We start from the raw sequence: 22,457 nt of genomic DNA, 5'->3' as shown, positions 1-22,457 counted from the left end.
CGCGTTCAGGCGCCGCTCGTGCCTCGGCGCTCCGGCGCGGTCGGTGAAGCGGCTTGCCGGACCGCTCCCTACAGCGGTACGCGCAGTGCGCCGTCGATGAGTTCGGCGGCCTCGGTCGTGCCCGAACAGCCGCTGCGCACCAGGTGTTCGCGTACCGCGCGCAGTCTGTCGCGCAGCCGCTGGGACTCCATCCCCCGTGCCTGCTCCGCCATCTGGACGGCCGTCGCCACCGCTTTGTCGGCGTTGCCCTGGCGCAGTTCGATCTGGCTGAGCATGGCCAGCCGGTGCACACGCCCCCGGTCGTGCGCCGGAGTGTCGACCGCGGCCGCCGCGTGCTCCGCGGCAGCCACCAGGTCGCCGAGGCTGAGCAGTGCCTCCGCCACCTGTACGTTGACCAGTCCCGGCTGGACATAGCCGGTCTCGTCGGGCTCGTAACCGCGCCGGATACGCTCGGCGGCCTGCTCGGCACGCCGTATGCAGGACAGCGCGCTGCTGCCGTCGCCGAGGTGTGCGTACGCCTTGGCCTGCATGGCGTAGAGGTCGGAGGCGAGGGCCGGGGTGATGTGGCGCCCCGCCGCTCGCAGCGCGGCCTCGGCGAAGGCGACCGCCTGCCGGTACTCGCGCATGAACAGCGACTGGTTGACCAGCAGCGCTATGACGTACGCCCCAAGTCCCCTGTCCCCACTGGCTTTCGCCAGACGCAGTGCCTGGTGGAAGTAGCGCTGCGCGAGTCCGTGCGCGTCGGAGTCGTAAGCGCAGATGCCCGCGATGGCCACCAATCCGCCCGTAGCGCGGTGGAGTTGGCGGCCGGTGGCGTCGGTGTAGCTGCCGCGCAACAGGGGCGCGGTCTCGGAGTTGAGGAAGCCGACGATCCGGGTGCGGGTCGCTATGCCGCCGGCCTTGCGGTACATCTGCTCGTAGTGGGCCCGCGCCGCGCGCAGCATCTCGATGTCGGCCATGCTGACCCGATGGCGGCCGCCGCGGGAGACGTCCACGTCCTCGGGAGGGTTCTCCCACTCCCACACGGGCATCACGGCCGGGGTCCCGGTGACGGCCGGGGCGCCGAGGATGTGCGGGCGCTGCTGTTCGTCGGAGCGCCACAGAGCGGTGGCGCGTTCGACGAAACCGGAGAGCGAGCCGGCGTGCGGGGTGGAGGGCTCGCCGGGAACCCCGAGGCCGATGTCGTCGAGCGTGACCGGCCGGTGCAGGCGTCCTGCGAGCACCTCGCAGATCAGGTCGGGCACCTGGCCTCGCGGTCGCTGGCCCTTCAGCCACCGTGCCACGGCGGTGTGTTCGTAGCGCAGGGCCAGACCGCGGGCCCGGCCCGCCTGGTTGACGTGGGCGGCGAGTCCCGCGTGCGATATGCCCGCCTCGTCGAGGATCGAGTCGAGCAGAGTGTTGGGCTGCATGGGAGGCCCCCGAGTGGCTCGTTGCCGACGGCGCCGGTCATGCCCGACCGCGCCCGACCGCATCAGAGAGAGTAGTGCGTCCCCTTTCACACGGGGTGTGATGGGAATGCCCGTATCCGCGCTGTGCGCGCGCTGTCGCGGAGAGTTTCGCACCGGTTGACTGAAATGCCTCGCAAGAGGCCGGCCGGGCCGCCGGGCTCCCCCTCGTACAGTACGGCGGCCCGCTCCGCGCCGTCCGCCCGGCCGCCTGCCCGACATTCCGTGGCCGGGCGGACGGCAGAGCCGGTTCGGCCGGGGCGACCGCGGGACTCCGGTCGTCCGGGTGCGGGTCCCGTGGCCGGTCGCCCCGGCCGGGAACGCGAAGCGCGACCGGTGGCCGCCCGTGCTCGCCGCGCGCGCTAGCGAGGCACGTGCTGGGACACACGGCCCGGCTTCAGGGCGAGGGGACGGCGGTCGTTGTGGAGCACCAGGAGGGCCACGTCGTCGGCGGGCCGGCCGCCGGTGTGGCTCAGCAGGCCGGTGAGCACCGTGCGCAGCACGGCCTGCGGTACGACGGGTCCGTCGCGGACGGCCGCGGTGAGCGCCGGCAGCAGCGGAAAGAACCGCCCCCGGGTGTCCCGGGCGTCCTCGGCACCGTCGGTGTGCAGGAAGAGACCCTCGCCGGGCCGGAGCCGGCCGCAGGATTCGGCCGGGAGACGGGCCGGCAGCGGGAACGGCCCGAGCGGGGGCAGTGGTTCGGCGCGGACGAGTGGCCGCACGCGGCCCCTGGTGAGCAGATACGGCCACGGGTGGCCGCAGTTGAGGGCGTGCACCTCGCCGTCCCCGCGGATCTCCAGGAGCAGGACGGTGACGAACTCCTCGGCGGTGTCGCTGTCGGAGCCGGGCCCGGAGGAGGGGTGTCCGGCCCGGTCCCGCTCGCACAGGTGCCGGGCCAGCGCCCGCTCCAGTCTTCTGAGGACGCCGCCGAGTTCGTCTTCGTCGTGCGCGGCCTCGCGGAAACTGCCGAGGACGGCGGCGACGGTCCCGATGGCCCCCAGTCCGTGCCCGCGCACGTCCCCCATCACGACCCGCACACCGTGCTCGGTGGCGATCGCCTCGTACAGATCGCCGCCGATGCTCGCGCCGTGGTCCGCGGAGAGCTGGGCCGCCGCGATGTCCAGCCCGTCGATACGCGGTGGCAGCGGGCGCAGCAGGACGCTCTGCGCGGCTCCCGCGACCTTGCGGATCTGCCGGAGCTCGCGCAGCAGCACTCTTCTGACGTGGAGTATCAGACCGGCGCCGACCGCGAAGAAGACGGCGCTGGTGACGACGCGGGCGCCGAGCCCGTTCTCCTGAGCGAGCGGACTGGCCATCTTGTACGAGATCGCCAGCGCGCCCCAGACCGCGGGCAGCCCCAGGTTCACCGCCCGGCGCAGCGGCGGCCGGTCGGCGGTGCGCAGGACCCGGTGGCCGAACGCGCCGCGTGCGCACCCCGCGCGGGTGAAACCGAGGCAGGGCCGGCGACCTCGCACCGCCCGGTCGAATCCGGCTCTCAGCCGGTCACGCCGGCGACGTGGGCCGAGGACCGCCCTGGCCGGGTTCCGCGAATGCGTGTGGAGCGTCGCCCTGCGGGGAGCCCCAGCCTTGATACGGATCATGCCGATTGGCCCCCCAATAGGCCCTGACAGCGCAGACGGCCTCGGAGAGACCGCTCCGATTCTGTCGACCGCCCGGCCCGCCCGGGCCCGATCGCCCGGGCATGTCACCCGAATGAGTGAGGTGTCTTCGGAGACCCGCATTTATGCAGGCAGGGGCCACGGAACGGCCGGGCAGGAGCCACGGAACCCCCGTACAGGAGCCGGTGGAACCCGCTGAAAACGGGTGCGGGGAACCGTGCGCCAGGCCGCGAAATGATCCGCGGCCCCTTCACGGCGCACAGTTCCCCGGCACACCCGGTGGAGCGGTCAGGCTCCGCGCAGCACCGCCCCCGTGCGCTCGGCGGCGAGCGCCACCGCCGCGTCGCGGGCCGCGGAGGCCTCGTCCACGGTCAGCGTGCGGTCGGCGGCACGGAACCGCAGCGCGTAGGCGAGGGACTTCTTGTCCGCGCCGAGCTGCTCGCTCTCGTACTCGTCGAACAGCCGGATGGACTCCAGGAGTTCACCCGCGCCCTCGTGCAGGGCAGCCTCGACGTCCGTGTGCGGGACGCTCTTGTCGACGACCAGCGCGACGTCCTGCGTGGCGACCGGGAAGGTCGAGATCTTCGGGCCCTTGGGGTGGCCCGAGCTCGCCCGCTCCAGCGCGTCCAGGTCCAGCTCCATCGCGCAGGTGCGCGCGGGCAGACCCAGCGTCTTCAGGACACCGGGGTGCAGCTCACCGGCGTACCCGATGACCTGCTCCGCGCCGTCCACGAGGACCGCGAGCTCGGCGCAGCGGCCCGGGTGCCACGGCCCGTACTGGCCGGAGCGGACGAGGAGTTCGGTCCCCGACTCGCGGGCCAGGATGCGCGCGGCCTCGATCGCGTCGGCCCAGTCGGCCGGGCGTCCCTTGCCCCACCAGCCGGCCTGCTCGCGGGCGCCCGCGAGGACGACGGCGGCGTGCCGGGGCTGGGCGGGAAGCGCGGCGGTCAGGGACGCGACGTCCTCGTCGGTGGGACGGCGGTCGACGGGCAGCCGCCCGGCGACACGCAGTTCCTCCCGAGGGTGGAAGACCAGGCCGGTCTCGAAGAGCGCCAGGTCGTGGCTGCCGCGTCCGTCGTTGCGGCGCAGGGCGTGCAGCAGGCCCGGCAGCAGCGTCGTACGGAGCGCGGGCTCCTCGTCGGACAGCGGGTTGACCAGCTTGACGACCTTGCGCTTCGGGTCGTCCTCGGCGAGGCCGAACTGGTCGAAGACGTGCTCGCCGATGAACGGGTAGTTCAGCGCCTCGACGTATCCGGCGCCGGCCAGCGCGCGGCCGGCCCGGCGGTGCAGCCGCTGCCGGTCCGTGAGGCCGAGGCCCGCCGGGGGCTTGGGCAGCGTGGAGGGCAGGTTCTCGTAGCCCTCGAGCCGGATGACCTCTTCCGCGAGGTCGTTCGGGTCGGTCAGGTCGGGCCGCCAGGACGGCACGGTGACGATCAGCTCGTCCTGCCCGTAGACGTCGCAGCCGACCTCCTGGAGGCGGCGTACGACGATCTCGCGGCCGTAGTCGACACCGGCCACCTTGTCCGGGTGGTCGGCCGGGATGGTGATGGTGTGCGGCGCGGACGGCGCGATCACCTCGGTGACCCCGGCGTCGGCGGTGCCACCCGCGAGGAGCACGAGGAGGTCGACGGTCCGCTGGGCCGCGGCCGAGGTGGCCTCGGGGTCGGCGCCGCGCTCGAAGCGCTTGGACGCCTCGGAGGCCAGCTTGTGACGGCGGGCCGTGCGCGCGATGGTGATCGGGTCGAAGTGCGCGGCCTCGATGACGACCTCGGTGGTGGTGCCCTCGGTGTCGTCGATCTCGGTGTGGGCGCCGCCCATGACGCCCGCGAGACCGATGGGGCCGCGGTCGTCGGTGATCACCAGGTCTCCGGCGTCCAGCGTGCGCTTGACTCCGTCGAGGGTGGTGAGCTTCTCGCCCTGCTCGGCCCGGCGCACGCCGATCGTGCCCTGGACCCGGCTGCGGTCGTAGGCGTGCAGGGGCTGGCCGAGCTCCAGCATCACGTAGTTGGTGATGTCGACGGCGAGCGAGACCGGGCGCATGCCGGCCTTCTGGAGCCGGCGGCGCAGCCAGATCGGGGACTGGGCGTCGGGGTCCAGGCCGGTCACCGTGCGCGCGGTGAAGCGGTCGCAGCCCATCGGGTCGGAGACCCGCACCGGGTGGCCGAACGCGTTCGGGGCCGGTACGTCGAGCAGCGCGGGGTCGCGCAGCGGCAGGCCGTAGGCGATGGCCGCCTCGCGGGCCACACCGCGCAGCGACAGGGCGTAGCCGCGGTCGGGCGTGACGGCGATGTCGAGGACCTCGTCGACGAGCTGGAGCAGCTCGATCGCGTCGGTGCCGGGCTCCATCTCCGGCGGCAGCACGATGATGCCGCCGCTGCCGTCGTCGCCCATGCCCAGCTCGTCGCCGGAGCAGATCATGCCGTGCGAGGTCTTGCCGTACGTCTTGCGCGCGGCGATCGCGAAGTCGCCGGGCAGGACGGCGCCGGGCAGGACCACGACGACCTTGTCGCCGACGGCGAAGTTGCGCGCGCCGCAGACGATCTCCTGGGGCTCACCGGTGCCGTTGGCGGTGCCGACGTCGACGGTGCAGAAGCGGATGGGCTTCTTGAACTCCGTCAGTTCCTCGATCGTGAGCACCTGGCCGACGACCAGGGGGCCCTTGAGGTCGGCGCCGAGCTGCTCGACCGTCTCGACCTCGAGGCCTGCCGAAATGAGCTTGGCCTGGACGTCACGCCCGGTCTCCGTCGCCGGCAGGTCGACGTACTCCCGCAGCCAAGAAAGCGGGACCCGCATCAGATCTCCATCCCGAACGGCCGGGTGAACCGGACGTCACCCTCGACCATGTCTCGCATGTCTTCTACGTTGTGACGGAACATCAGCATCCGCTCGATGCCGAACCCGAAGGCGAATCCGCTGTACTTCTCCGGGTCGACGCCACAGGCGATCAGCACCCGCGGGTTGACCATGCCGCAGCCGCCGAGCTCGATCCAGCCCTCGGAGGAGCAGGTCCGGCAGGGGCGGTCGGGGTTGCCGACGGACTCGCCCTTGCAGACGTAGCAGAGCATGTCCATCTCGGCGGACGGCTCGGTGAAGGGGAAGTAGTTCGGGCGCAGCCGGGTCTTCATGTCCGAGCCGAAGAGCGACTGGACCATGTGGTCCATGGTGCCCTTGAGGTCGGCCATGGTCAGGCCCTCGTCGACGGCCAGCAGCTCGATCTGGTGGAAGACCGGGGTGTGCGTGGCGTCGAGCTCGTCCGTGCGGTAGACGCGGCCGGGGCACACGACGTAGACGGGCGGCTCCCGGTCGAGCAGGGCGCGGGCCTGCACCGGCGAGGTGTGGGTGCGCAGCACGACACCGGACTCGTCGCCGTGGGTCCCCTCGGGGCCCTGGACGAAGAAGGTGTCCTGCATCTGCCGGGCCGGGTGGTCGGGCGTGAAGTTGAGGGCGTCGAAGTTGAACCACTCCGCCTCGACCTCGGGGCCCTCGGCGACCTCGTATCCCATGGACACGAAGACGTCCGCGACCCGCTCCATCATGGTGGTGAGCGGGTGCCGGGCGCCGGACGGTACGCGGTCGTACGGCAGGGTGACGTCCACCGCCTCCTCGACCAGTACGCGCGCGTCGCGCTCGGCCTCCAGTTCGGCCTGGCGGGCGGTGAGGGCCTTGTTCACGGCGCCGCGGGCCTGGCCGACGAGCTTGCCGGCCGCGGCCTTGGCCTGCGGAGGCAGTGCGCCGATCTCGCGGTTGGCGAGGGCCAGCGGAGAGGTGCCGCCGGTGTGGGCGACCTTGGCCTCCTGGAGCGCGTCGAGGTCGCCGGCGGCCGCGAAGGCGGCGAGCGCCTCGTCCCGCATGCGCTCGATCTCTTCCGGTTTCAAGGCCTCGACCTCTACAGGGTCGTACGACTTATTAGGTGCCGACATCTCTTCCCGTGCTTCCGGTTGGCTGGCTGAGGGTCCCCGTCACCGACCCGGAGACGAATCGTCCGCAGATGAGAGGACGCAAAGGTGCCAAGGTCCGAGTCTATCGGGGGTGGGGGCCTGCCCAGGACTGGGCGTCCTCGCGGTGCTCCCGTGCGGATGCGCCCGTGGCGGCCGCTGCGGCGTCAGAGGAGATACGCCGGGGTGGCCACGGGCAACGTAAATCGGAACTCGGCTCCCCCGCCGGGGGCGCGGCCGACCGTGATGGTGCCGCCGTGGGCTTCGACGATGCCCTTGACGATGTAGAGCCCGAGGCCGGTGCCGCCGCGCTTGCTGCCCCGCCAGAAGCGGGTGAAGACGCGGTTCATGGACTCCTCCGGGATTCCGGTGCCCTCGTCGCTCACGGTGACCGACGTGACGGCGTTCGCCGTGCCCTCCTCGTCCGGCCGCTCGCGCGGGGAGGTGGAGGGTGCCACGTCAATGGTGACGGTTCCCTCGCCGTGGCGCACCGCATTTTCGATCAGGTTGCTGAGCACCTGGTCGACCTTGTCGGGGTCGGCCCAGAGGGCGGGCAGGGGCTGCTCGATGCGCAGCAGGAAGCGGTCGGCGGGCTGGCCGGAGGCGACGTACGCCTGGATGTGCCGGCCCACGGCGGCGCCTATGTCGACGGGCTGGCGGCGCACTTCGAGGCGGCCGGAGTCGATGCGGGAGATGTCGAGGAGCTCGGCGATGAGCCGGGTGACACGGTTCGCGTCGGCGTCGACGGTCTCCAGCATCAGTTTCTTCTGGTCGTCGGTGAAGCGTTCCCATTTGGCGAGCAGGGTCGCGGTGAAGCCCTTGACGGAGGTGAGCGGCGAGCGCAGTTCGTGGGCGACCGTGGCGATCAGCTCGGCGTGGCTGCGCTCGGTGCGGCGGCGGGCCTCGGTGTCGCGCAGGCAGACGACGACCCGGCGGACCGGTCCGGTGGGGTGGGTGCGCACATAGCGGGCGGAGACGAGGATCTCGCGGCCGCCGGGGAGCAGCAGGTTCCGTTCGGGCTGGCCGTTGCGGATGGCGAGTCCGCCGTAGGGGTCCGTGAGCTGCCACCAGCGCCGGCCTTCGAGGTCTTCCAGCGGGAGCGCCGCTTCGAGCCGGCGGCCGAGGGCCTCGGCGGCGGGAACCGCCGTGATCCGGGCGGCGGCGGCGTTGAAGCAGACGACGCGGCCGTGTTCGTCGGCGACGACGATCCCGTCGGGCAGGTCGTCGGGGTCTATGCCGAGACCGGGACCGGCTTCGGCGGTGTCATCGTGCAGGGGCGCGGATGTGCCGCGCGCGTCCCGTGCTCGCAGCGCGCTGTGGGCACCGCCCGTGCCGACACTCATCCCCGTACCCCACCTCTCGTCTGGCGCAGAGGGCCCCCGGGCCCGTCACCCTACTAGCTGCCGGTGACGGAACGGCACCCTGTGGAGGCGCGCTGTGCACGGGCTGACGCGTAGAGACATACGGCCGCGGCCGTGGCCAGGTTCAGGCTCTCGGCCTTTCCGTGGATCGGAACGCGCACGACGGCGTCGGCCAGCGCGCGGGTCTCCTCCGGAAGCCCCCAGGCCTCGTTTCCGAAGACCCAGGCGGTGGGGCCGCCCATGGTCCCCTTGTCGAGTTCGTCGTCGAGGTCGTCCTCACCGGCGCCGTCTGCGGCGAGGATGCGGACGCCGGCGGCCTTGAGTCCGGCCACGGCCTGCTCGACGGGCACGCCGACGGCGACGGGCAGATGGAACAGGGAGCCGACGGAGGCGCGTACGGCCTTGGGGTTGTAGAGGTCGACGGACGCGTCGGTGAGGACGACGGCGTCGGCTCCGGCGGCGTCCGCGCAGCGCAGCACGGTCCCGGCGTTCCCGGGGTCGCGGACGTGGGCGAGCACGGCGACGAGACGGGGCCGGGCCTTGAGGATGTCCTCGAAAGGGGTGTCGAGGAAGCGGCAGATGCCGACGAGGCCCTGCGGGGTGACGGTGGTGGAGATGTCGGCGATGACCTGCTCGTCGGCGAGGTGCACCCGGGCGCCGGCCCGGCGGACACCGTCGACGATGTCGGCGTAGCGCTCCGCGGCCTCGACGGTGGCGAACAGTTCCACCAGGGTCGCGGTGCCGTCGGCGCGGTGCGCGGCGGCCTCCCGGACGGCCTGCGGCCCCTCGGCGAGGAACAGCCGCTCCTTCCCCCGGAAATTCCGCCGGGCCAGCCGCCGGGCGGCCAGGACACGCGGCGAGCGCGGGGAGATCAGCTCGGGGGCGGCGGGGGGCATGTTCTGGTTCACCTTCGGTATCTGGGGACGACTGCGACCCGCTGGGAGCGCGGGCCCGTGTCGATCTGCGGCTCCGCCGCGACGGGGGTCCCCCTGTTCGAGCGGAACCGAGAACTCGGGGGAGCGATCAGCCCCCGACGGCCGGCACCCGAACGGACAGCCTCAGCGGGCGTCAGCAGCAAAGGACCCGCAGGCTGAAACCTGCGGGTCCTTCAGTCACGACGGCTGAGCCGGCGCAGCGTCACGCGGCCTTCGGCGCGTTGACGTCCGACGGCAGCGCCTTCTTCGCGACCTCGACCAGCGAGGTGAACGCGTTGGCGTCGTTGACGGCCAGCTCCGCGAGGATCTTGCGGTCCACCTCGATGTTGGCGGCCTTCAGACCCTGGATGAGGCGGTTGTACGTCATGCCGTTCTGACGGGCCGCAGCGTTGATGCGCTGGATCCACAGCTGACGGAAGTCGCCCTTGCGCTTCTTGCGGTCGTTGTAGTTGTAGACCAGCGAGTGGGTGACCTGCTCCTTGGCCTTGCGGTACAGGCGCGAACGCTGACCGCGGTAGCCGGAGGCCGCCTCGAGGATCGCCCGGCGCTTCTTGTGGGCGTTGACTGCCCGCTTGACGCGTGCCACTTTTTAACTCCTTGTAGCGGGGCCGTGGTTGGACTCACACGGCCCGAAATCGATGGGGTCCCGGATCAGACGAAACGGCGCTGGGCGCCGGTTCGTCACTTGCCGAGAAGCTTCTTGATCTTCGCGGCGTCGCCCGGGGCCATCTCGGCGGTGCCGGTGAGACGACGGGTCACGCGGGACGACTTGTGCTCGAGCAGGTGGCGCTTGCCGGCGCGCTCACGGAGCACCTTGCCGGAGCCGGTGATCTTGAAGCGCTTGCTGGCACCGCTGTGCGACTTGTTCTTCGGCATAGCGCCGTTCTCTCCTCGTCAGTGGCGTTCCGGTGCCCGGCCGCAAGACCGGGCACGATGGAACGTCATATGTATGGATTGGCATCCCGGGGCGTCAGCCCTGGGATCAGGCCTCGGCTGATGCCTCGGCCGGTGCCTCGGCGGACTCGGCCTCGGTGGTCTCACCCTCGACGGCTTCGCCCTCGACGGCTTCGCCCTCGACGATGTCGTCATCGGCGGCGTTCTGCGAGCGACCCGGGTTGGCCTTCGCTTCCGCCTTGCGAGCCGCCTGAGCCTCACGGGCCTCGGCCATCGCCTCGGTCTTCTTCTTGTGCGGACCGAGAACCATGATCATGTTTCGGCCGTCCTGCTTCGGGTTCGACTCGATGAACCCGAGGTCCTCGACGTCCGTGGCGAGACGCTGCAGCAGTCGGTAGCCGAGTTCCGGCCGGGACTGCTCGCGACCACGGAACATGATCGTGATCTTGACCTTGTCGCCCTGCTTGAGGAACCGGACGACGTGACCCTTTTTGGTGTCGTAGTCGTGCGGGTCGATCTTCGGCCGGAGCTTCATTTCCTTGATGACCGTGTGCGCCTGGTTCTTGCGCGCCTCACGGGCCTTCATGGCCGACTCGTACTTGAACTTCCCGTAGTCCATGAGCTTGCAGACCGGCGGGCGTGCGCTCGCGGCCACCTCGACCAGGTCGAGGTCGTACTCCTGAGCAAGCTCCAGGGCCTTGGCAAGCGGAACAATCCCGACCTGCTCGCCGCTGGGACCGACAAGTCGCACTTCGGGAACGCGAATCCGGTCGTTGATGCGGGGCTCGGTGCTGATGGATCCTCCTCGGTAGCACCACACGGCGGTCTGGCGGACAGCCGCGTATGTCTCTGATGACAGTGGACCAACCACCGTGGCACATGAAAAATGCCCCGGACGGGACACAGGCGGGGCTCCATGGCTAACCGGAGCACCGCCGCGGTCAACCGCGGGGCGCGCATTCGGGCGACTCCACCGTCCGTACGGAACGGTGGTGGCCACCTGACCGGATGACCCGCCGTCCCGGAGGACAGTCGGGTGGGAGATCGGAGCCTCCACTTGTGGGCTGAGCACATACGTGTCCAGCCGGTCGTTACAAAAGGTTAGCAGTTCCGCCGGGTCCGCGCTAACCGGAGGCCGCCTCACCGCCGCTCACCGGGCGGAAGGCTCCCGTGGACGGGGTCACGCGCGCCGGGGCCTATCGTGTGAGGCATGAGTGACACCCCTCCCCAGAACCCCGACTACGACACCATGACCCGCGACATCGCCGAGGTCCCCGCGGTCGAGGTCATCGTGACGGTCGCCGTGAACCTGATGAGCGCCGCCGCCGTGAAGCTCGGTCTCACCGAGGAGGGCGACGAGTACAAGGACCTGGACGAGGCGCGCAAGCTGGTCACCGCGCTCGCCGGACTGCTCGACGCGAGCGCGACCGAGATCAGCTCCTTCCACGCGGCGCCGCTGCGCGACGGTCTGAAGTCCCTCCAGCTGGCCTTCCGCGAGGCGTCCCTCGTCCCGGACGAGCCGGGCCAGGGCCCCGGCGAGAAGTACACGGGACCCGTCTACGGCTGACAACGGCTGGTCCGTGTCCGTCCGTCGTACGGACACGGACCACCCGCGTACCTATCCGCGTACGTACAGGGGCTCGCCCGGAGGCGTCACCTCGGCCGGCAGCAGTGCCAGGTCGAGGCCGCGCACCAGGCGGGCCCTCAGCGTCTCGTCGGCCGCGAGCCGCTCGGCCACCGCGCGGGCCGTCTCGGCGGGGGCGGCCGACGGGTCGAGCACGAGCGCCAGGGTGCCGTCCGCCGGACCGGGGCCGAGATGGGCGCGGACCACCAGGGGCTCCGTGGCGACCACGGCGCGTACCGCCTCGACCACGGCGGGATCGGCGAGCGGATCGGCGGTCGTACGTCCCTCGGCGAGCGCCAGCAGGGCGGAACCGGTCAGCTCGTAGGACACGGGCCCTGCCAGGTCCAGCACGATCGTGTCGGCCTTCTCGTGCGCCGCGGCCTCCAGGACCTGGTTCAGGCGTACGGCGACGGGGCGGGCCTCGGGATCCCAGCGGGCCAGCGCGTCCGTGGACGTGAAGGCGGGCAGGGCCGTACGGTTCCCCGCCTTGAGCGTGGGCACCGCCATGTCGCTGGTCTTCTCGCGGCGCAGCCCGTTCTCGTCCTCCTCGACCTCGCCGAGGATCGCCACGACGGGCACGAGCAGCCGGGCACCCGTGAGCGCCTCCAGGACCGGCGGCACGGCGGCGCGGTCGGCGGACCAGGCCGCGAGCGCCACGCTCAGCCGGGGGTCGGCGGAGCCGTCGTCGTCGGGGAAGCCGGGGTCGGGAATGTTCTTGTTCGCCACGGTCCCCGACCCTATAGGGGGGATGCTGCTGGGCTTGTGCGGCCCCTGAAACCCCGGGTTGACGGGATTAACGAGTTTCTCAGTCTCCCCTGACACACCTCTAACACTCGTCTAACCGCAGACACAGCCCGGCCGTCCAGCATCAGCGGATGGACCGTCACAGAGCACGCGGGCGCCGAGCCCGGCCCTCCCGACGCAAGCCACTTCTGTACACCGCGGTGGCCTCGGCCGTCCTCGTGGGCGCCACGGCGGCCGGGACGGTGTACATGAAGGCACAGGCGCACGACGGTCCCGCCGTCGTATCGTCGGCCGCGTCGGCGTCACCCTCGCCGTCGCCGGCCGTGAGCGAGGAGGCATCGGTGGAACCCGTGGCGGAGCCCTCCGTGGACCGGGACGCGCTGCTCGCGAAGGCGCTGAAGTCGGTGACGGTGGCGGCCGGGGCGAAGACGTCGGTGGCCGTCCTCGACGTGGACTCCGGTGAGGGCGCCGCCTACGGTGACGCGGCCTTCGACACCGCGAGCATCGTCAAGGTGAACATCCTGGCCGCGCTGCTGCTCCAGGCGCAGGACGCGGACCGGCATCTGACCGCGCGGGAGAAGACGAACGCCACCGCGATGATCGAGAACAGCGACAACGTGTCGGCGACCGCTCTGTGGGCCTCCATCGGGCGGGCCGACGGTCTGGACGCGGCGAACAAGCGCTTCGGCCTGAAGGACACGCAGGGCGGCGACGGCGAGCTGTGGGGGCTGACGCAGACCACAGCGAGCGACCAACTCACGCTGCTGCGCCAGGTGTTCGGGGACGACTCCGAACTCAGCGCGGCCTCGCGGTCCTATCTCCAGGGACTCATGGGCGAGATCGAGACCGACCAGCAGTGGGGAGTGTCCGCCGCTGCCGACGGTTCTCAATGGGCGCTGAAGAACGGGTGGTTGGCGCGCAGCACGACCGGGCTGTGGGACGTCAACAGCATCGGGCGGATCTCGGCCGACGGCCACGGCTATCTGGTGGCGACGCTGTCGAACGGGAACTCCACGCAGGCGAAGGGCATTTCGCTGGTGGAAGCGGTGTCGAAGGCCGCGGTGTCCGCGTTCCAGGACACGGCCGAGGACTGAGGCCCGCCACCACAGGACCGGTTGGCGGGAGTCGGTGTGCGGGAAGTGCGGGGTTCTCCGACGACCCGCACGGTCAAGGCTGTCGGAAGGGATTCGTGTCTCTGCGGCCGCGCCACAGGAACACCGCGGCCGTCAGCAGGGCGAGGCCCAGGGCGCCCGCGAGGGGGGCCGCCCATACGACCGGACTGCCGCCGTCGTCGGGGGCGTCGGGTCCTGTGCCGAAGTACTTGTGGCCGTACTCGGCCGACGTGAGACCGCTTTCCGGCTTGAGCCGGCCGGCCGCCTTGATGGCGGCGGCCGGGTCGACGAAGCCGAAGCCGCGGGAGTCGTCGCGGCCCCCGGAGGGAACGTTGCGGGCGGTGTCCTCCAGCAGCCGTTTGATCTGCGCGGGCGACAGACCCGGATGGGCGGCCTTGACGAGCGCGACCGCTCCGGAGACGAACGCGGACGCCGCGCTGGTGCCCCAGCCCTCGTAGTACCGGTCGTCCGGGTCGGCGATGACCACGTCGACGCCCGGGGCGCTGACGGTGGCGTACCAGCGGCGGGTGGAGAAGGACGCGTGGGTTCCGTAGCGGTCCACGGCCGTCGCCGCGATGACGCCCGGGTAGGCGGCGGGGTACGAGATGTGGTCGCCCTTCTCCCCGCCGTTGCCGGCGGAGGCGACGACGGCGACCCCCTTCCTCAGCGCGTACTGGACGGCTTCGTCCTCGGCGGGTTCGGGGTGGGCGGACCTGGAGTCGTCGCCGAGGGAGAGGTTGATGACGTCGGCGCCGTGGTCGGTGGCCCAGCGGATGCCGTCCGCGAGGGCGTTGCCACGGGTGTTGCGGGCCTTGGAGCGGGCCGGGTCCTTGTCCTCCAGGATGACGCGGACGGGCAGGATCTTCGCCTCCGGGGCGATTCCCATGACGCCGTCGGCGTCACCCGGTCCGTGGCCGTGCCCGGCGATGATGCCCGCCATGGCGGTGCCGTGCCGGGCCCAGGTCACGTCGCCGCGGTTCGCGCCGAAACCGACCAGGTCCTTGTCCCCGAGCACATTGCCCTTGAGATCCGGGTGCAGGGCGTCGACGCCGGTGTCGAGGACGGCGACGGTGATGCCCTTGCCCTTGGTCGTGCGCCACGCCTGCTGCGTGTGCATCGCGTCGAGGCCCCACTGCTGGGCGCGTATGCCGTCGGCGTGCGCGGCGGCCGAGGGCACCAGCGTGAGGGAGGCGGCGAGCAGGGCGGCGAGGGTGCCGGCCCTGCGGGAGATCCGGGGTCCGCGGGCCTCCGGGGCCGGGCGCGGGCGCCGGGCCCGGCCGACGGGGGGCGTCGTACCGGTCGTATCGCCGGGACCGGTCGTGCGGGACTGCCGGATGCGGCCGTCGGGGCCGTCGTGGCGGGTCATGACGGCTTCTCCGTGGACGAGGTGACGGTCTTGCGAAGGCCTCGCTCGACCCGGTCGGCGAGGCCCTGCGCCTCATGCCCGAGGCCCGCCTGGGCCGCGGCCGTGGTCGAGTCCGGCTTCATGGCGTCGGCTGCGGGCTGCGGAGCGGCGACCGTACGCCCGTCCGCGAACCCGGAGACCGCGTACACGACGACGGGGGCGTCCGTGAGGACCGACTCGGTCCAGGAGGCACGCTGGGCCTTGCCGAAACCCTCGGCCGCGGTGCCCTTGACCGCGTAGGGCAGGGGCAGCAGGTCGGTGCGCCGGTCCAGGCCCTCCTTGCGGAAGCGGGCCTTCAGGGAGGTCATGCCCGCCGCGTCCGCCTTGGTGAACAGCAGGCCGACGGTGGTGACATGGCTGCGGGTCGCGTCCACGTAGGTGGCACGCAGCAGGCGCAGGCAGCCGACGGGGGCGAGGGCCTGGCGCAGCAGCGGGTCGAAGGCGTCCTTGCAGCCGGTGTCGGGGGCGACGGCGATCCGGGTCCAGGTGCGGTCGGAACCGCCGGGGCCCGCGCCGTCCCCGCGCACGGTCGGCGGGAAGAGCTGGTCCACGGGCACGCTGTGCCAGAGCTCTCCGGCCGACGTGAAGGCGGCGGGCGAACCGGGTGCGTCCGTGTTGTCGCCGGTGAGCCAACTGCCGGTCACCGCGCCGCCGATGAGCCCGAGTCCGAGCACGACACAGGTCGCGGCGGTGACGATGCCGGGCCGGGCCCGCCGACGGAACGGACGCACACGCGCGGTGCGGCCGCCGTACGTCTCGGGCTCCGCGAACGACACGAAGGGGCGCTGTACTTGGGGGGTCGCCGGGGTCGCCTCGGCGGGCGCCGCCGACGGGACCGACGGGGCCGGAATGAACGGCCGTGCGGCGGCGGAGGCCAGGGGTGCCTGATCGTTCCGCCCGGGCCGCGTCTCCGGCGTCTCCCAGGTCGCCTCCGCGACCCGCTCCCCGGAACCGGGGCCCCGCCCTGCCGCCCCGGCCCGCTCGGACGCCCCGGACTCGGAGGATCGCGGGGGCTCAAAGGGGCGCGGGGGCTCGGCGGATCGCGGGGGCTCGGCGGATCGCGGGGGCTCGGACGGGCGCTGAGGCGCCGCCGAGTGCGACAGCCGGGCCGGGCGCGGCGCGGGACGCTGTGTCCCGCCGGGTCGCGACGGCCCCGTGGTGCGCGGCGCCTCGTCGGGACGTGCCGGGCCGCCGGACGCGGGGGGCGTGTCCGGGAAGCGTGCGGAGGCCGCGGGGGGCGGCGGGGCCGACGGCCCCGTCCGGCCCTCGGGGCGCAGGTGGGGGTAGCGCCGGGCCTCCGGCCTCGACGCGGAGCCGGGACCCTGCGGAGCCTCGTCCGACGCGGAGTGCCGTGAAGCCGCCGACGGTGGAGCCGGGCTCGCCGACGGGGAGGTCGCGGAGCCGTACGGGGTGGCTTGCGACACGGGGCGCGGCGCGTTGGACGGCGTCGCCGGGCGCGGCACGGCGGACGATGCCGAACCGGTCGGGGCGGACCATCGAGGGTCGCGCTCCGGCGTTCCGGACGAGTCGGAGCCTGGCGCGTCGGACCTCTGCACGCCGGTCGCGGCGTCCCCTCGGCGGTCGGATCCCGGCGTCCCCGTCGGAGTGGACGGTGGCGCGTCGGAACCCGGTGCGCCGGACGGGACCGACCACGGCCTGCCGGGCGAGACGGACTCCGGTGCGGCGGGTGCGGCGGACCCCGGGGCACCGGGTGAAGCGAGCTCCGGCGCACGGGACGCGCCCGGCTCCGAGGAGTCCCCCGCACGGGTCGAGGCGGATGCCGGCCCGCCGGACGAAGCGGTCCCAGGGGTACCGGACGCACCAGCCGAAGCAGCCCTCGGCCGGGCGAGCGAGTCGGGCCTCGGGGCACGGGAAGCGACTGAATCCGGCACGCCGGACGTGGCGGCACCCCGCCTGCCGGACGCACCCGCCGAAGCCGCCCTCGGCCGGGCGAGCGAGTCGCGCTTCGGGGCGCCGGGAGCGGCTGAATCCGGCATGCCGGGTGCGGCGGCACCCTGCCTGCCGGGCGAAACGGCGCCGGTCCCGCCGGGCCCGGCGGACGCCCGTGTACCGGACGGGGCCGGCCGCGGCTCGGACGGCGGAGCAGACCTCGGGGCGTTCGTCGTACCGGACGGCGCCCCGGACTCCGTAGGCATGTCGAAGAAGTCGAAGGACGACGGCGGCGCGGGCACCCGAGGGGCGTGTCCGGGCCTCGGCTCGGCGGATGAAGCCGCGGCGGAACCCGGCGCGGAGGCATCGTCGGAGGAGCGGAAACCGCCTCCGCCGGCGGATCGTGCGCCCGGCGCACCGGACCGCGTCGGCGCGGACGGCGGCCCTGCGGGCTGGGGCGGCACCGACGGGGCCGCGCCACGGGGCGGGCTCGCGGGGCGCGGCGGGACAGCCGGAGCGCGGTCGGACGCCGCCTGCCCGGATCCGGAGGGGGACCCCTGGGTGCTCGGCGTGGGGTCCTCGGCAGACCAGTCCTCCCCGCCCGACAGGTCCGGCCCGGGCGACCGGACCGGCTTCGGCGGAACCGGCGGGTGAGTCGGAGCCGGACGGCCCGGTGGGTTCGCGGGGGGCGGCGGCGCCGAGGCGGGCGGGACCGGGGGACGCTGGGGATGCGAGGCGCGCCGCGCTTCCGTACCCATGCACCCCCCGTTTCCTCGTACCGGGCTGTCGGACGCCCCGTAACCCGGCGAGCCGTTCCGTGTGCGCCGGAGGATCCGCCACGGGCACGCATACCCGCACCAGTGGACCGTCACCCGGGCAGGTTCCGCCGGGGCAAGGTCGTTCCTCCCTGCGTCCGCGTCACTCTACGGGTTGACGCGCCTCGGGCGGGAACCAGTACGAGGCCCCGGGGCATCTGCCCGGAACGTCCCCCTACCCTGCGGTAATGGAGTCTGGCAGTCTTCGTCCATGACTGCCCGTGCCGCCGACAGGGCCCGCTACGACCGGGCCACCGCTCACCTCGACGCCCCCGTCGCCATCGTGGACCTGGAGGCCTTCGACGCGAACGCGGACGATCTGGTCCGCAGGGCCGGCGGGAAGCCGATCCGTGTCGCCAGCAAGTCCGTCCGCTGCCGCACCCTCCTGGAACGCGTCCTGGACCGGGAGGGCTTCGCGGGGATCATGTCGTTCACCCTCGCCGAGTCGCTGTGGCTGGCCAGGTCCGGTTTCGACGACGTCCTGCTCGCCTATCCGTCGGCCGACCGCAAGGGCTACGCGGAGCTGACCGCCGACCCCAAGCTCGCCGCCGCGGTGACCGTCATGGTCGACGATCCGGCGCAGCTCCGCCTCATCGACGAGGCACGCGAGGGTGGCACCGAGGTCGTGCGGGTCTGCCTGGAGCTGGACACCTCGCTCAAGCTGTTCGGCGGCCGGGTCCGGGTCGGGGCGCTGCGTTCGCCGCTGCACTCCCCCGCCCAGGTGGCCGAGATGGCCCGTGCCATCGGACGCGCCCCCGGGTTCAAGCTGGTGGGGATCATGGCGTACGAGGGCCACATAGCGGGCGTCGGCGACGCGATCGCGGGGCGGCCGCTGCGCTCGCGTGCCGTGCGGCTGATGCAGGCCACGGCGCGCAAGGAGCTCGCCCAGCGGCGCGCGGAGGTCGTCCGGGCCGTACGGGCCATCGAACCGGACCTCGAATTCGTCAACGGCGGCGGCACCGGCAGCGTGCAGCACACGGCGGCCGAGGACGCGGTCACGGAGATCGCGGCCGGGTCGGGACTGTACGTGCCGAGGCTCTTCGACAACTACACGTCCTTCAGCGGACGCCCGGCGGCGCTGTTCGCCCAGCCCGTGGTGCGCCGGCCCGGTGTGGGTGTGGTGACCGTGCTGGGCGGCGGATATCCCGCGTCGGGGGCCGCGGGCGCGGACCGGCTGCCCGTCCCGTATCTGCCGGAGGGACTGTCGTACGACCCCCAGGAGGGTCCCGGCGAGGTGCAGACCCCGCTGCTCGGCTCCCCGGCGGACGATCTGCTCATCGGCGACAAGGTGTGGTTCCGGCACGCGAAGGCCGGTGAGCTGTGCGAGCGGTTCGACACCCTGCACCTCGTGGAGGGCGACACCGTCACGGCCTCCGTCCCGACGTATCGCGGCGAGGGTCACACCTTCCTCTGATCCGCGGGATCACGCCCGCCGGGCCGGGGGACGCCTGTCCCCCGGCCCGGCGGGCGTCGTTCACCGGGACGGGCCGATGCTGCTGCCCACACCGCCGCCGGTGTCCTTGTCGCCCACCGAGCGGATGCCCTGGGTGATCCGGTCCATGTCGGACAACGGCGGCCCGTCGGCACCGGCGTCGAAGGCGAACCGGACGATGACCAGGGACTGCGAGCCCACGCTGGACGGGAAGGCCAACGACTCGACGTAACCCCCGGGCCCCACACCGGTCTTGACCTTCCAGCGGACGAGATATCCGGCGCGCCCGGCGACGGCGACCGAGCCGGACTTCACCAGCCGGTGGGAGGTGATGCCCCGGAAGGGGCGGCTGCCGACGAGGTCGTGGCCGTACGCGCTGTCGGCGGCGTCCTCGATGTCCCCCTCGGCGAGGGCCTTCGGCGACGTCTCGTCGGTCGCCGTCGCGGTACGCGCCTCGACCCGTCCGTGCCGGCACAGGCCGGGGTCGCCCGGGCAGTCGTAGGTTCGCGGGGTCGTCAGCACCATGTCGTGGTCGGCCACGTACTGCGGTTTCGCCCAGCCGTCGAGGACCGGGAAGGTGATGCCGTCGAGTTCGTCCACGACGACGGACGGGTCACCGGCCGACGGCGAGGTGCCGGACGGTGACGGTGAGGAGTCGTCGCTCCGGGTGGGGGACGTTGCCGCGGGCGTGGTCTGCGCCGCGGCCTCGTCGCCGCCGTCGTCGTGGCGCAGCAGCACGGCGCCGGTGACGATCGCGGCCACGAGGACGGCGGCGGCCGTCACGAGGGCGACGGCCTTGGCGCGTCCGGAGCCGCCGGGCGGCGGGGTCTGTATCAGGGGCTGTTGGGGGGTCTCGGGCTGACGCCGGTGGTCGGTCCACGTGGTTCCGTCCCACCAGCGCTCGACGAGCGGGTACGAAGGGTCGCGGTACCAGCCGGGTGGAGGCGTCATGCTCATCCCGGCACTCTAGGACGTGCCGGGACGAGCGGTGCAACGGGTCCGCGGGATCGGGCACGGGGCCGCCCCTTGGGGCCTGTCGCCCGCGGACCGTTCGCGCGTCCGGGCTACAGCGGTGTGACGTACGCGCCTGAAATGCCCCCGTCCACAAGGAAGTCGGTGGCGTTCACGAAGGAGGAGTCGTCGCTGGCGAGGAACGCGACGGCCGCCGCGATCTCGTCCGCCTCGGCGAACCGTCCGACCGGGATGTGCACGAGCCGGCGCGCGGCCCGCTCGGGGTCCTTGGCGAACAGCTCCTGCAGCAGCGGGGTGTTGACGGGGCCGGGGCACAGGGCGTTGACCCGGATGCCCTCCCGGGCGAACTGGACGCCCAGCTCACGGGACATGGCCAGGACACCGCCCTTGGAGGCCGTGTACGAGATCTGGGAGGTCGCCGCGCCCATGCGGGCCACGAAGGAGGCGGTGTTGATGATGGAGCCCCTGCCCTGGCGGCGCATGTAGGGGATGGCGGACTTGCAGCACAGGTAGACGGAGGTGAGGTTGACCTCCTGGACGCGCTTCCAGGCCTCCAGTCCCGTGTCCAGGATGGAGTCGTCGTCGGGCGGCGAGATGCCCGCGTTGTTGAAGGCGATGTCGACCGAGCCGTAGGTGTCGTACGCCGTCCTGAACAGGGTCTCGACCTGTTCGGGGTCGGTCACGTCGACCTTGACGAAGGTGCCGCCGACCTCCGCGGCCACGGCCTTCCCGTGCTGTTCGTCGATGTCGCCGCAGACGACGTGGGCTCCCTCGGAGGCGAGCCGGCGCGCGGTGGCGAGGCCGATGCCGCTGGCGGCGCCGGTGATGACGGCGGTGCGGCCCACCAGGCGGCGGCAGATGATCTCGGGGGTGTCTGAAGTCACTGTGCGGGACCCTCCGTGCTGATGAAGACGTTCTTGGTCTCGGTGAAGGCGGTGAGGGCGTCCGGGCCGAGTTCGCGGCCGATTCCCGACTGCTTGAAGCCGCCGAAGGGGGTCCAGTAGCGGACGCTGGAGTGGGAGTTGACGGACAGGTTGCCGGCCCGGACTGCCTGGGAGACGCGCAGGGCGCGGCCGACGTCGCGGGTCCAGATGGAGCCGGACAGGCCGTAGTCGGTGGCGTTGGCGAGCCGGATCGCGTCGGCCTCGTCCTCGAAGGGCAGCACGACGGCGACGGGGCCGAAGACCTCCTCGACCGCGACGCGCGCGCCGGGGTCGACGCCGGTGAGGACGGTGGGCGCGAACCAGAAACCGGGGCCCTCGGGGGCCTTGCCCCGGATGCCGGGCGCGTCGGCGTCGACGTAGGACCGTACGCGTTCCAGCTGGGACCTGGAGATCAGCGGGCCCATCTGGGTCCGCTCGTCGGAGGGGTCGCCGACGACGACGGACTCGACGGCCGGGGCGAGGAGTTCGAGGAAACGGTCGTGGACGGAACGCTGGACGAGGATGCGGGTGCGGGCGCAGCAGTCCTGGCCGGAGTTGTCGAGGAAGGACATGGGGGCGGCGGCCGCGGCGGCCTCGATGTCGGCGTCGGCGAAGACGATGTTGGGGCTCTTGCCGCCGAGTTCGAGGGTGACGCGCTTGAGGAGGGCGGAGCCCTTCGCCAGCACCTGCTTGCCGACGGCGGTCGACCCGGTGAAGACGATCTTCGCGACGCCGGGGTGTCCGACGAGCGCGTCGCCCGCGACGGGACCCGCGCCGGGCAGCACCTGGAAGAGGTGGTCGGGCAGGCCCGCCTCCAGGGCGAGTTCGGCCAGCCGCAGTGCCGTGAGCGGGGTCGTCTCGGCGGGCTTGAGGATGACGGCGTTGCCCGCGGCGAGGGCGGGTGCGGTACCCCAGGCGGCGATGGGCATCGGGAAGTTCCAGGGCGCGATGACGCCGACGACGCCGAGCGGTTCGAGAAGGGTGATGTCGAGGCCGCCGGGAACGGGGATCTGACGGCCGGTCAGCCGCTCCACTCCCCCGGCGGCGTAGTCGAGCAGATCACGGACGTTGCCCGCCTCCCAGCGGGCGTTGCCCAGGGTGTGGCCGGCCTCGCGCACCTCCAGGCGGGCCAGTTCCTCGATGTGGCCGTCGACGACGGCCGCGAAGCGGCGCAGCAGCCTGGCCCGGTCGGCGGGCGCGAGTGCGGCCCAGCCGGCCTGCGCCCGGCCGGCTCGGACGACGGCGTCCGCCACGTCCTGGGCGGTGGCGGCCGGGACGGTGGCGACGACCTCTTCGGTGGCCGGGTCGAGCACCTGGAGTTCGTGGTCGTACGGGGGCGAGGTGTACGGGT

Annotated in this window: 19 protein-coding genes; 4 read left to right on the top strand and 15 right to left on the bottom strand. The window is 72.7% G+C overall.

What is annotated here, in order from left to right:
* Nucleotides 1-68: 68 nt before the first annotated feature.
* From OG780_RS33040 to infC, 9 genes are all read right to left on the bottom strand, one after another.
* A complete protein-coding gene (locus tag OG780_RS33040) occupies nucleotides 69-1,409 on the bottom strand; it encodes a transcriptional regulator (protein ID WP_328454359.1) in 1,341 nt (446 codons plus the stop codon).
* Nucleotides 1,410-1,807: 398 nt separating this feature from the next.
* Nucleotides 1,808-2,761: a PP2C family protein-serine/threonine phosphatase gene (locus OG780_RS33035; RefSeq protein ID WP_328458568.1), complete on the bottom strand. Its 954-nt coding sequence runs from the start codon at nucleotides 2,759-2,761 to the stop codon at nucleotides 1,808-1,810.
* A gap of 591 nt (nucleotides 2,762-3,352) precedes the next feature.
* Nucleotides 3,353-5,857: a phenylalanine--tRNA ligase subunit beta gene (pheT, locus tag OG780_RS33030; RefSeq protein WP_328454357.1), complete on the bottom strand. Its 2,505-nt coding sequence runs from the start codon at nucleotides 5,855-5,857 to the stop codon at nucleotides 3,353-3,355.
* Nucleotides 5,857-6,984, bottom strand: a complete 1,128-nt coding sequence (pheS, locus tag OG780_RS33025) for a phenylalanine--tRNA ligase subunit alpha (RefSeq protein WP_328454355.1) — start codon at nucleotides 6,982-6,984, stop codon at nucleotides 5,857-5,859. The genes pheT and pheS overlap by 1 nt, the downstream gene beginning before the upstream one ends.
* A 182-nt stretch (nucleotides 6,985-7,166) precedes the next feature.
* Nucleotides 7,167-8,342: a sensor histidine kinase gene (locus OG780_RS33020; protein ID WP_328454353.1), complete on the bottom strand. Its 1,176-nt coding sequence runs from the start codon at nucleotides 8,340-8,342 to the stop codon at nucleotides 7,167-7,169.
* Between the two features lie 53 nt (nucleotides 8,343-8,395).
* Nucleotides 8,396-9,256 (bottom strand): TrmH family RNA methyltransferase, encoded by an 861-nt coding sequence (locus tag OG780_RS33015; protein WP_328454351.1) that lies wholly within the window; start codon nucleotides 9,254-9,256, stop codon nucleotides 8,396-8,398.
* A gap of 241 nt (nucleotides 9,257-9,497) precedes the next feature.
* Complete coding sequence (rplT, locus tag OG780_RS33010; protein WP_328454349.1) at nucleotides 9,498-9,881, bottom strand: 50S ribosomal protein L20; 384 nt, start codon at nucleotides 9,879-9,881, stop codon at nucleotides 9,498-9,500.
* A 95-nt stretch (nucleotides 9,882-9,976) separates the two neighbouring features.
* Nucleotides 9,977-10,171: a 50S ribosomal protein L35 gene (gene rpmI / locus OG780_RS33005; RefSeq protein WP_006374321.1), complete on the bottom strand. Its 195-nt coding sequence runs from the start codon at nucleotides 10,169-10,171 to the stop codon at nucleotides 9,977-9,979.
* 106 nt (nucleotides 10,172-10,277) lie between these two features.
* Nucleotides 10,278-11,009 carry a translation initiation factor IF-3 gene (infC, locus tag OG780_RS33000; protein ID WP_328458566.1) on the bottom strand — a complete coding sequence of 244 codons (732 nt, stop codon included), beginning with the start codon at nucleotides 11,007-11,009 and terminating at the stop codon, nucleotides 10,278-10,280.
* Nucleotides 11,010-11,399: 390 nt separating this feature from the next.
* Between infC and OG780_RS32995 the strand changes: the two genes are divergently transcribed.
* Nucleotides 11,400-11,756 carry a DUF1844 domain-containing protein gene (locus OG780_RS32995; protein WP_328454347.1) on the top strand — a complete coding sequence of 119 codons (357 nt, stop codon included), beginning with the start codon at nucleotides 11,400-11,402 and terminating at the stop codon, nucleotides 11,754-11,756.
* 51 nt (nucleotides 11,757-11,807) lie between these two features.
* Here OG780_RS32995 and OG780_RS32990 read toward each other — a convergent pair whose 3' ends face one another.
* The gene (locus OG780_RS32990; protein WP_328454345.1) at nucleotides 11,808-12,539 is read right to left on the bottom strand and encodes an SseB family protein; all 732 of its coding nucleotides are present in this window, start codon (nucleotides 12,537-12,539) and stop codon (nucleotides 11,808-11,810) included.
* A gap of 149 nt (nucleotides 12,540-12,688) precedes the next feature.
* Between OG780_RS32990 and OG780_RS32985 the strand changes: the two genes are divergently transcribed.
* Complete coding sequence (locus OG780_RS32985; protein WP_328454343.1) at nucleotides 12,689-13,651, top strand: serine hydrolase; 963 nt, start codon at nucleotides 12,689-12,691, stop codon at nucleotides 13,649-13,651.
* Nucleotides 13,652-13,724: 73 nt separating this feature from the next.
* On the opposite strand, the gene mycP is transcribed toward OG780_RS32985, so the two are convergent.
* Both mycP and OG780_RS32975 read right to left on the bottom strand, forming a co-directional pair.
* Nucleotides 13,725-15,035 carry a type VII secretion-associated serine protease mycosin gene (mycP, locus tag OG780_RS32980; RefSeq protein ID WP_328454341.1) on the bottom strand — a complete coding sequence of 437 codons (1,311 nt, stop codon included), beginning with the start codon at nucleotides 15,033-15,035 and terminating at the stop codon, nucleotides 13,725-13,727.
* Nucleotides 15,032-15,850, bottom strand: coding sequence for a hypothetical protein (locus OG780_RS32975; protein ID WP_328454339.1), 819 nt, complete (start codon nucleotides 15,848-15,850; stop codon nucleotides 15,032-15,034). Before OG780_RS32975 ends, mycP begins: the two co-directional genes overlap by 4 nt.
* A 1,123-nt stretch (nucleotides 15,851-16,973) precedes the next feature.
* On the opposite strand from OG780_RS32975, the gene OG780_RS32970 reads away from it, so the two are divergent.
* Both OG780_RS32970 and OG780_RS32965 read left to right on the top strand, forming a co-directional pair.
* Nucleotides 16,974-17,618, top strand: coding sequence for a hypothetical protein (locus OG780_RS32970; RefSeq protein WP_328454337.1), 645 nt, complete (start codon nucleotides 16,974-16,976; stop codon nucleotides 17,616-17,618).
* A 372-nt stretch (nucleotides 17,619-17,990) separates the two neighbouring features.
* Nucleotides 17,991-19,193: an amino acid deaminase/aldolase gene (locus OG780_RS32965; RefSeq protein WP_328454335.1), complete on the top strand. Its 1,203-nt coding sequence runs from the start codon at nucleotides 17,991-17,993 to the stop codon at nucleotides 19,191-19,193.
* 60 nt (nucleotides 19,194-19,253) lie between these two features.
* Here OG780_RS32965 and OG780_RS32960 read toward each other — a convergent pair whose 3' ends face one another.
* From OG780_RS32960 to OG780_RS32950, 3 genes are all read right to left on the bottom strand, one after another.
* On the bottom strand, nucleotides 19,254-20,168 hold the full coding sequence (locus OG780_RS32960) for a DUF2510 domain-containing protein (RefSeq protein ID WP_328454333.1): 915 nt from the start codon (nucleotides 20,166-20,168) through the stop codon (nucleotides 19,254-19,256).
* A 107-nt stretch (nucleotides 20,169-20,275) separates the two neighbouring features.
* Nucleotides 20,276-21,067 (bottom strand): 3-oxoacyl-ACP reductase, encoded by a 792-nt coding sequence (locus tag OG780_RS32955; RefSeq protein ID WP_328454331.1) that lies wholly within the window; start codon nucleotides 21,065-21,067, stop codon nucleotides 20,276-20,278.
* Entirely contained in the window at nucleotides 21,064-22,419 is a 1,356-nt protein-coding gene (locus OG780_RS32950; protein ID WP_328458564.1) for an aldehyde dehydrogenase family protein, read from the bottom strand. Before OG780_RS32950 ends, OG780_RS32955 begins: the two co-directional genes overlap by 4 nt.
* Between the last annotated feature and the right edge of the window lie 38 nt (nucleotides 22,420-22,457).

This window comes from Streptomyces sp. NBC_00386 (assembly GCF_036063235.1).
Classification (GTDB): domain Bacteria; phylum Actinomycetota; class Actinomycetes; order Streptomycetales; family Streptomycetaceae; genus Streptomyces.
Note: the sequence above shows the minus strand (reverse complement) of the source record. Positions and strands in the feature narration are given on the sequence as shown.

Coding starts and splice junctions, on each gene's coding strand:
- OG780_RS33040 (WP_328454359.1), bottom strand. CDS start 1,409: ATGCAGCCCAACACTCTGCTCGACTCGATCCTCGACGAGGCGGGCATA.
- OG780_RS33035 (WP_328458568.1), bottom strand. CDS start 2,761: ATGGCCAGTCCGCTCGCTCAGGAGAACGGGCTCGGCGCCCGCGTCGTC.
- pheT (WP_328454357.1), bottom strand. CDS start 5,857: ATGCGGGTCCCGCTTTCTTGGCTGCGGGAGTACGTCGACCTGCCGGCG.
- pheS (WP_328454355.1), bottom strand. CDS start 6,984: ATGTCGGCACCTAATAAGTCGTACGACCCTGTAGAGGTCGAGGCCTTG.
- OG780_RS33020 (WP_328454353.1), bottom strand. CDS start 8,342: ATGAGTGTCGGCACGGGCGGTGCCCACAGCGCGCTGCGAGCACGGGAC.
- OG780_RS33015 (WP_328454351.1), bottom strand. CDS start 9,256: ATGCCCCCCGCCGCCCCCGAGCTGATCTCCCCGCGCTCGCCGCGTGTC.
- rpmI (WP_006374321.1), bottom strand. CDS start 10,171: ATGCCGAAGAACAAGTCGCACAGCGGTGCCAGCAAGCGCTTCAAGATC.
- OG780_RS32995 (WP_328454347.1), top strand. CDS start 11,400: ATGAGTGACACCCCTCCCCAGAACCCCGACTACGACACCATGACCCGC.
- OG780_RS32985 (WP_328454343.1), top strand. CDS start 12,689: ATGGACCGTCACAGAGCACGCGGGCGCCGAGCCCGGCCCTCCCGACGC.
- mycP (WP_328454341.1), bottom strand. CDS start 15,035: ATGACCCGCCACGACGGCCCCGACGGCCGCATCCGGCAGTCCCGCACG.
- OG780_RS32965 (WP_328454335.1), top strand. CDS start 17,991: ATGACTGCCCGTGCCGCCGACAGGGCCCGCTACGACCGGGCCACCGCT.
- OG780_RS32960 (WP_328454333.1), bottom strand. CDS start 20,168: ATGAGCATGACGCCTCCACCCGGCTGGTACCGCGACCCTTCGTACCCG.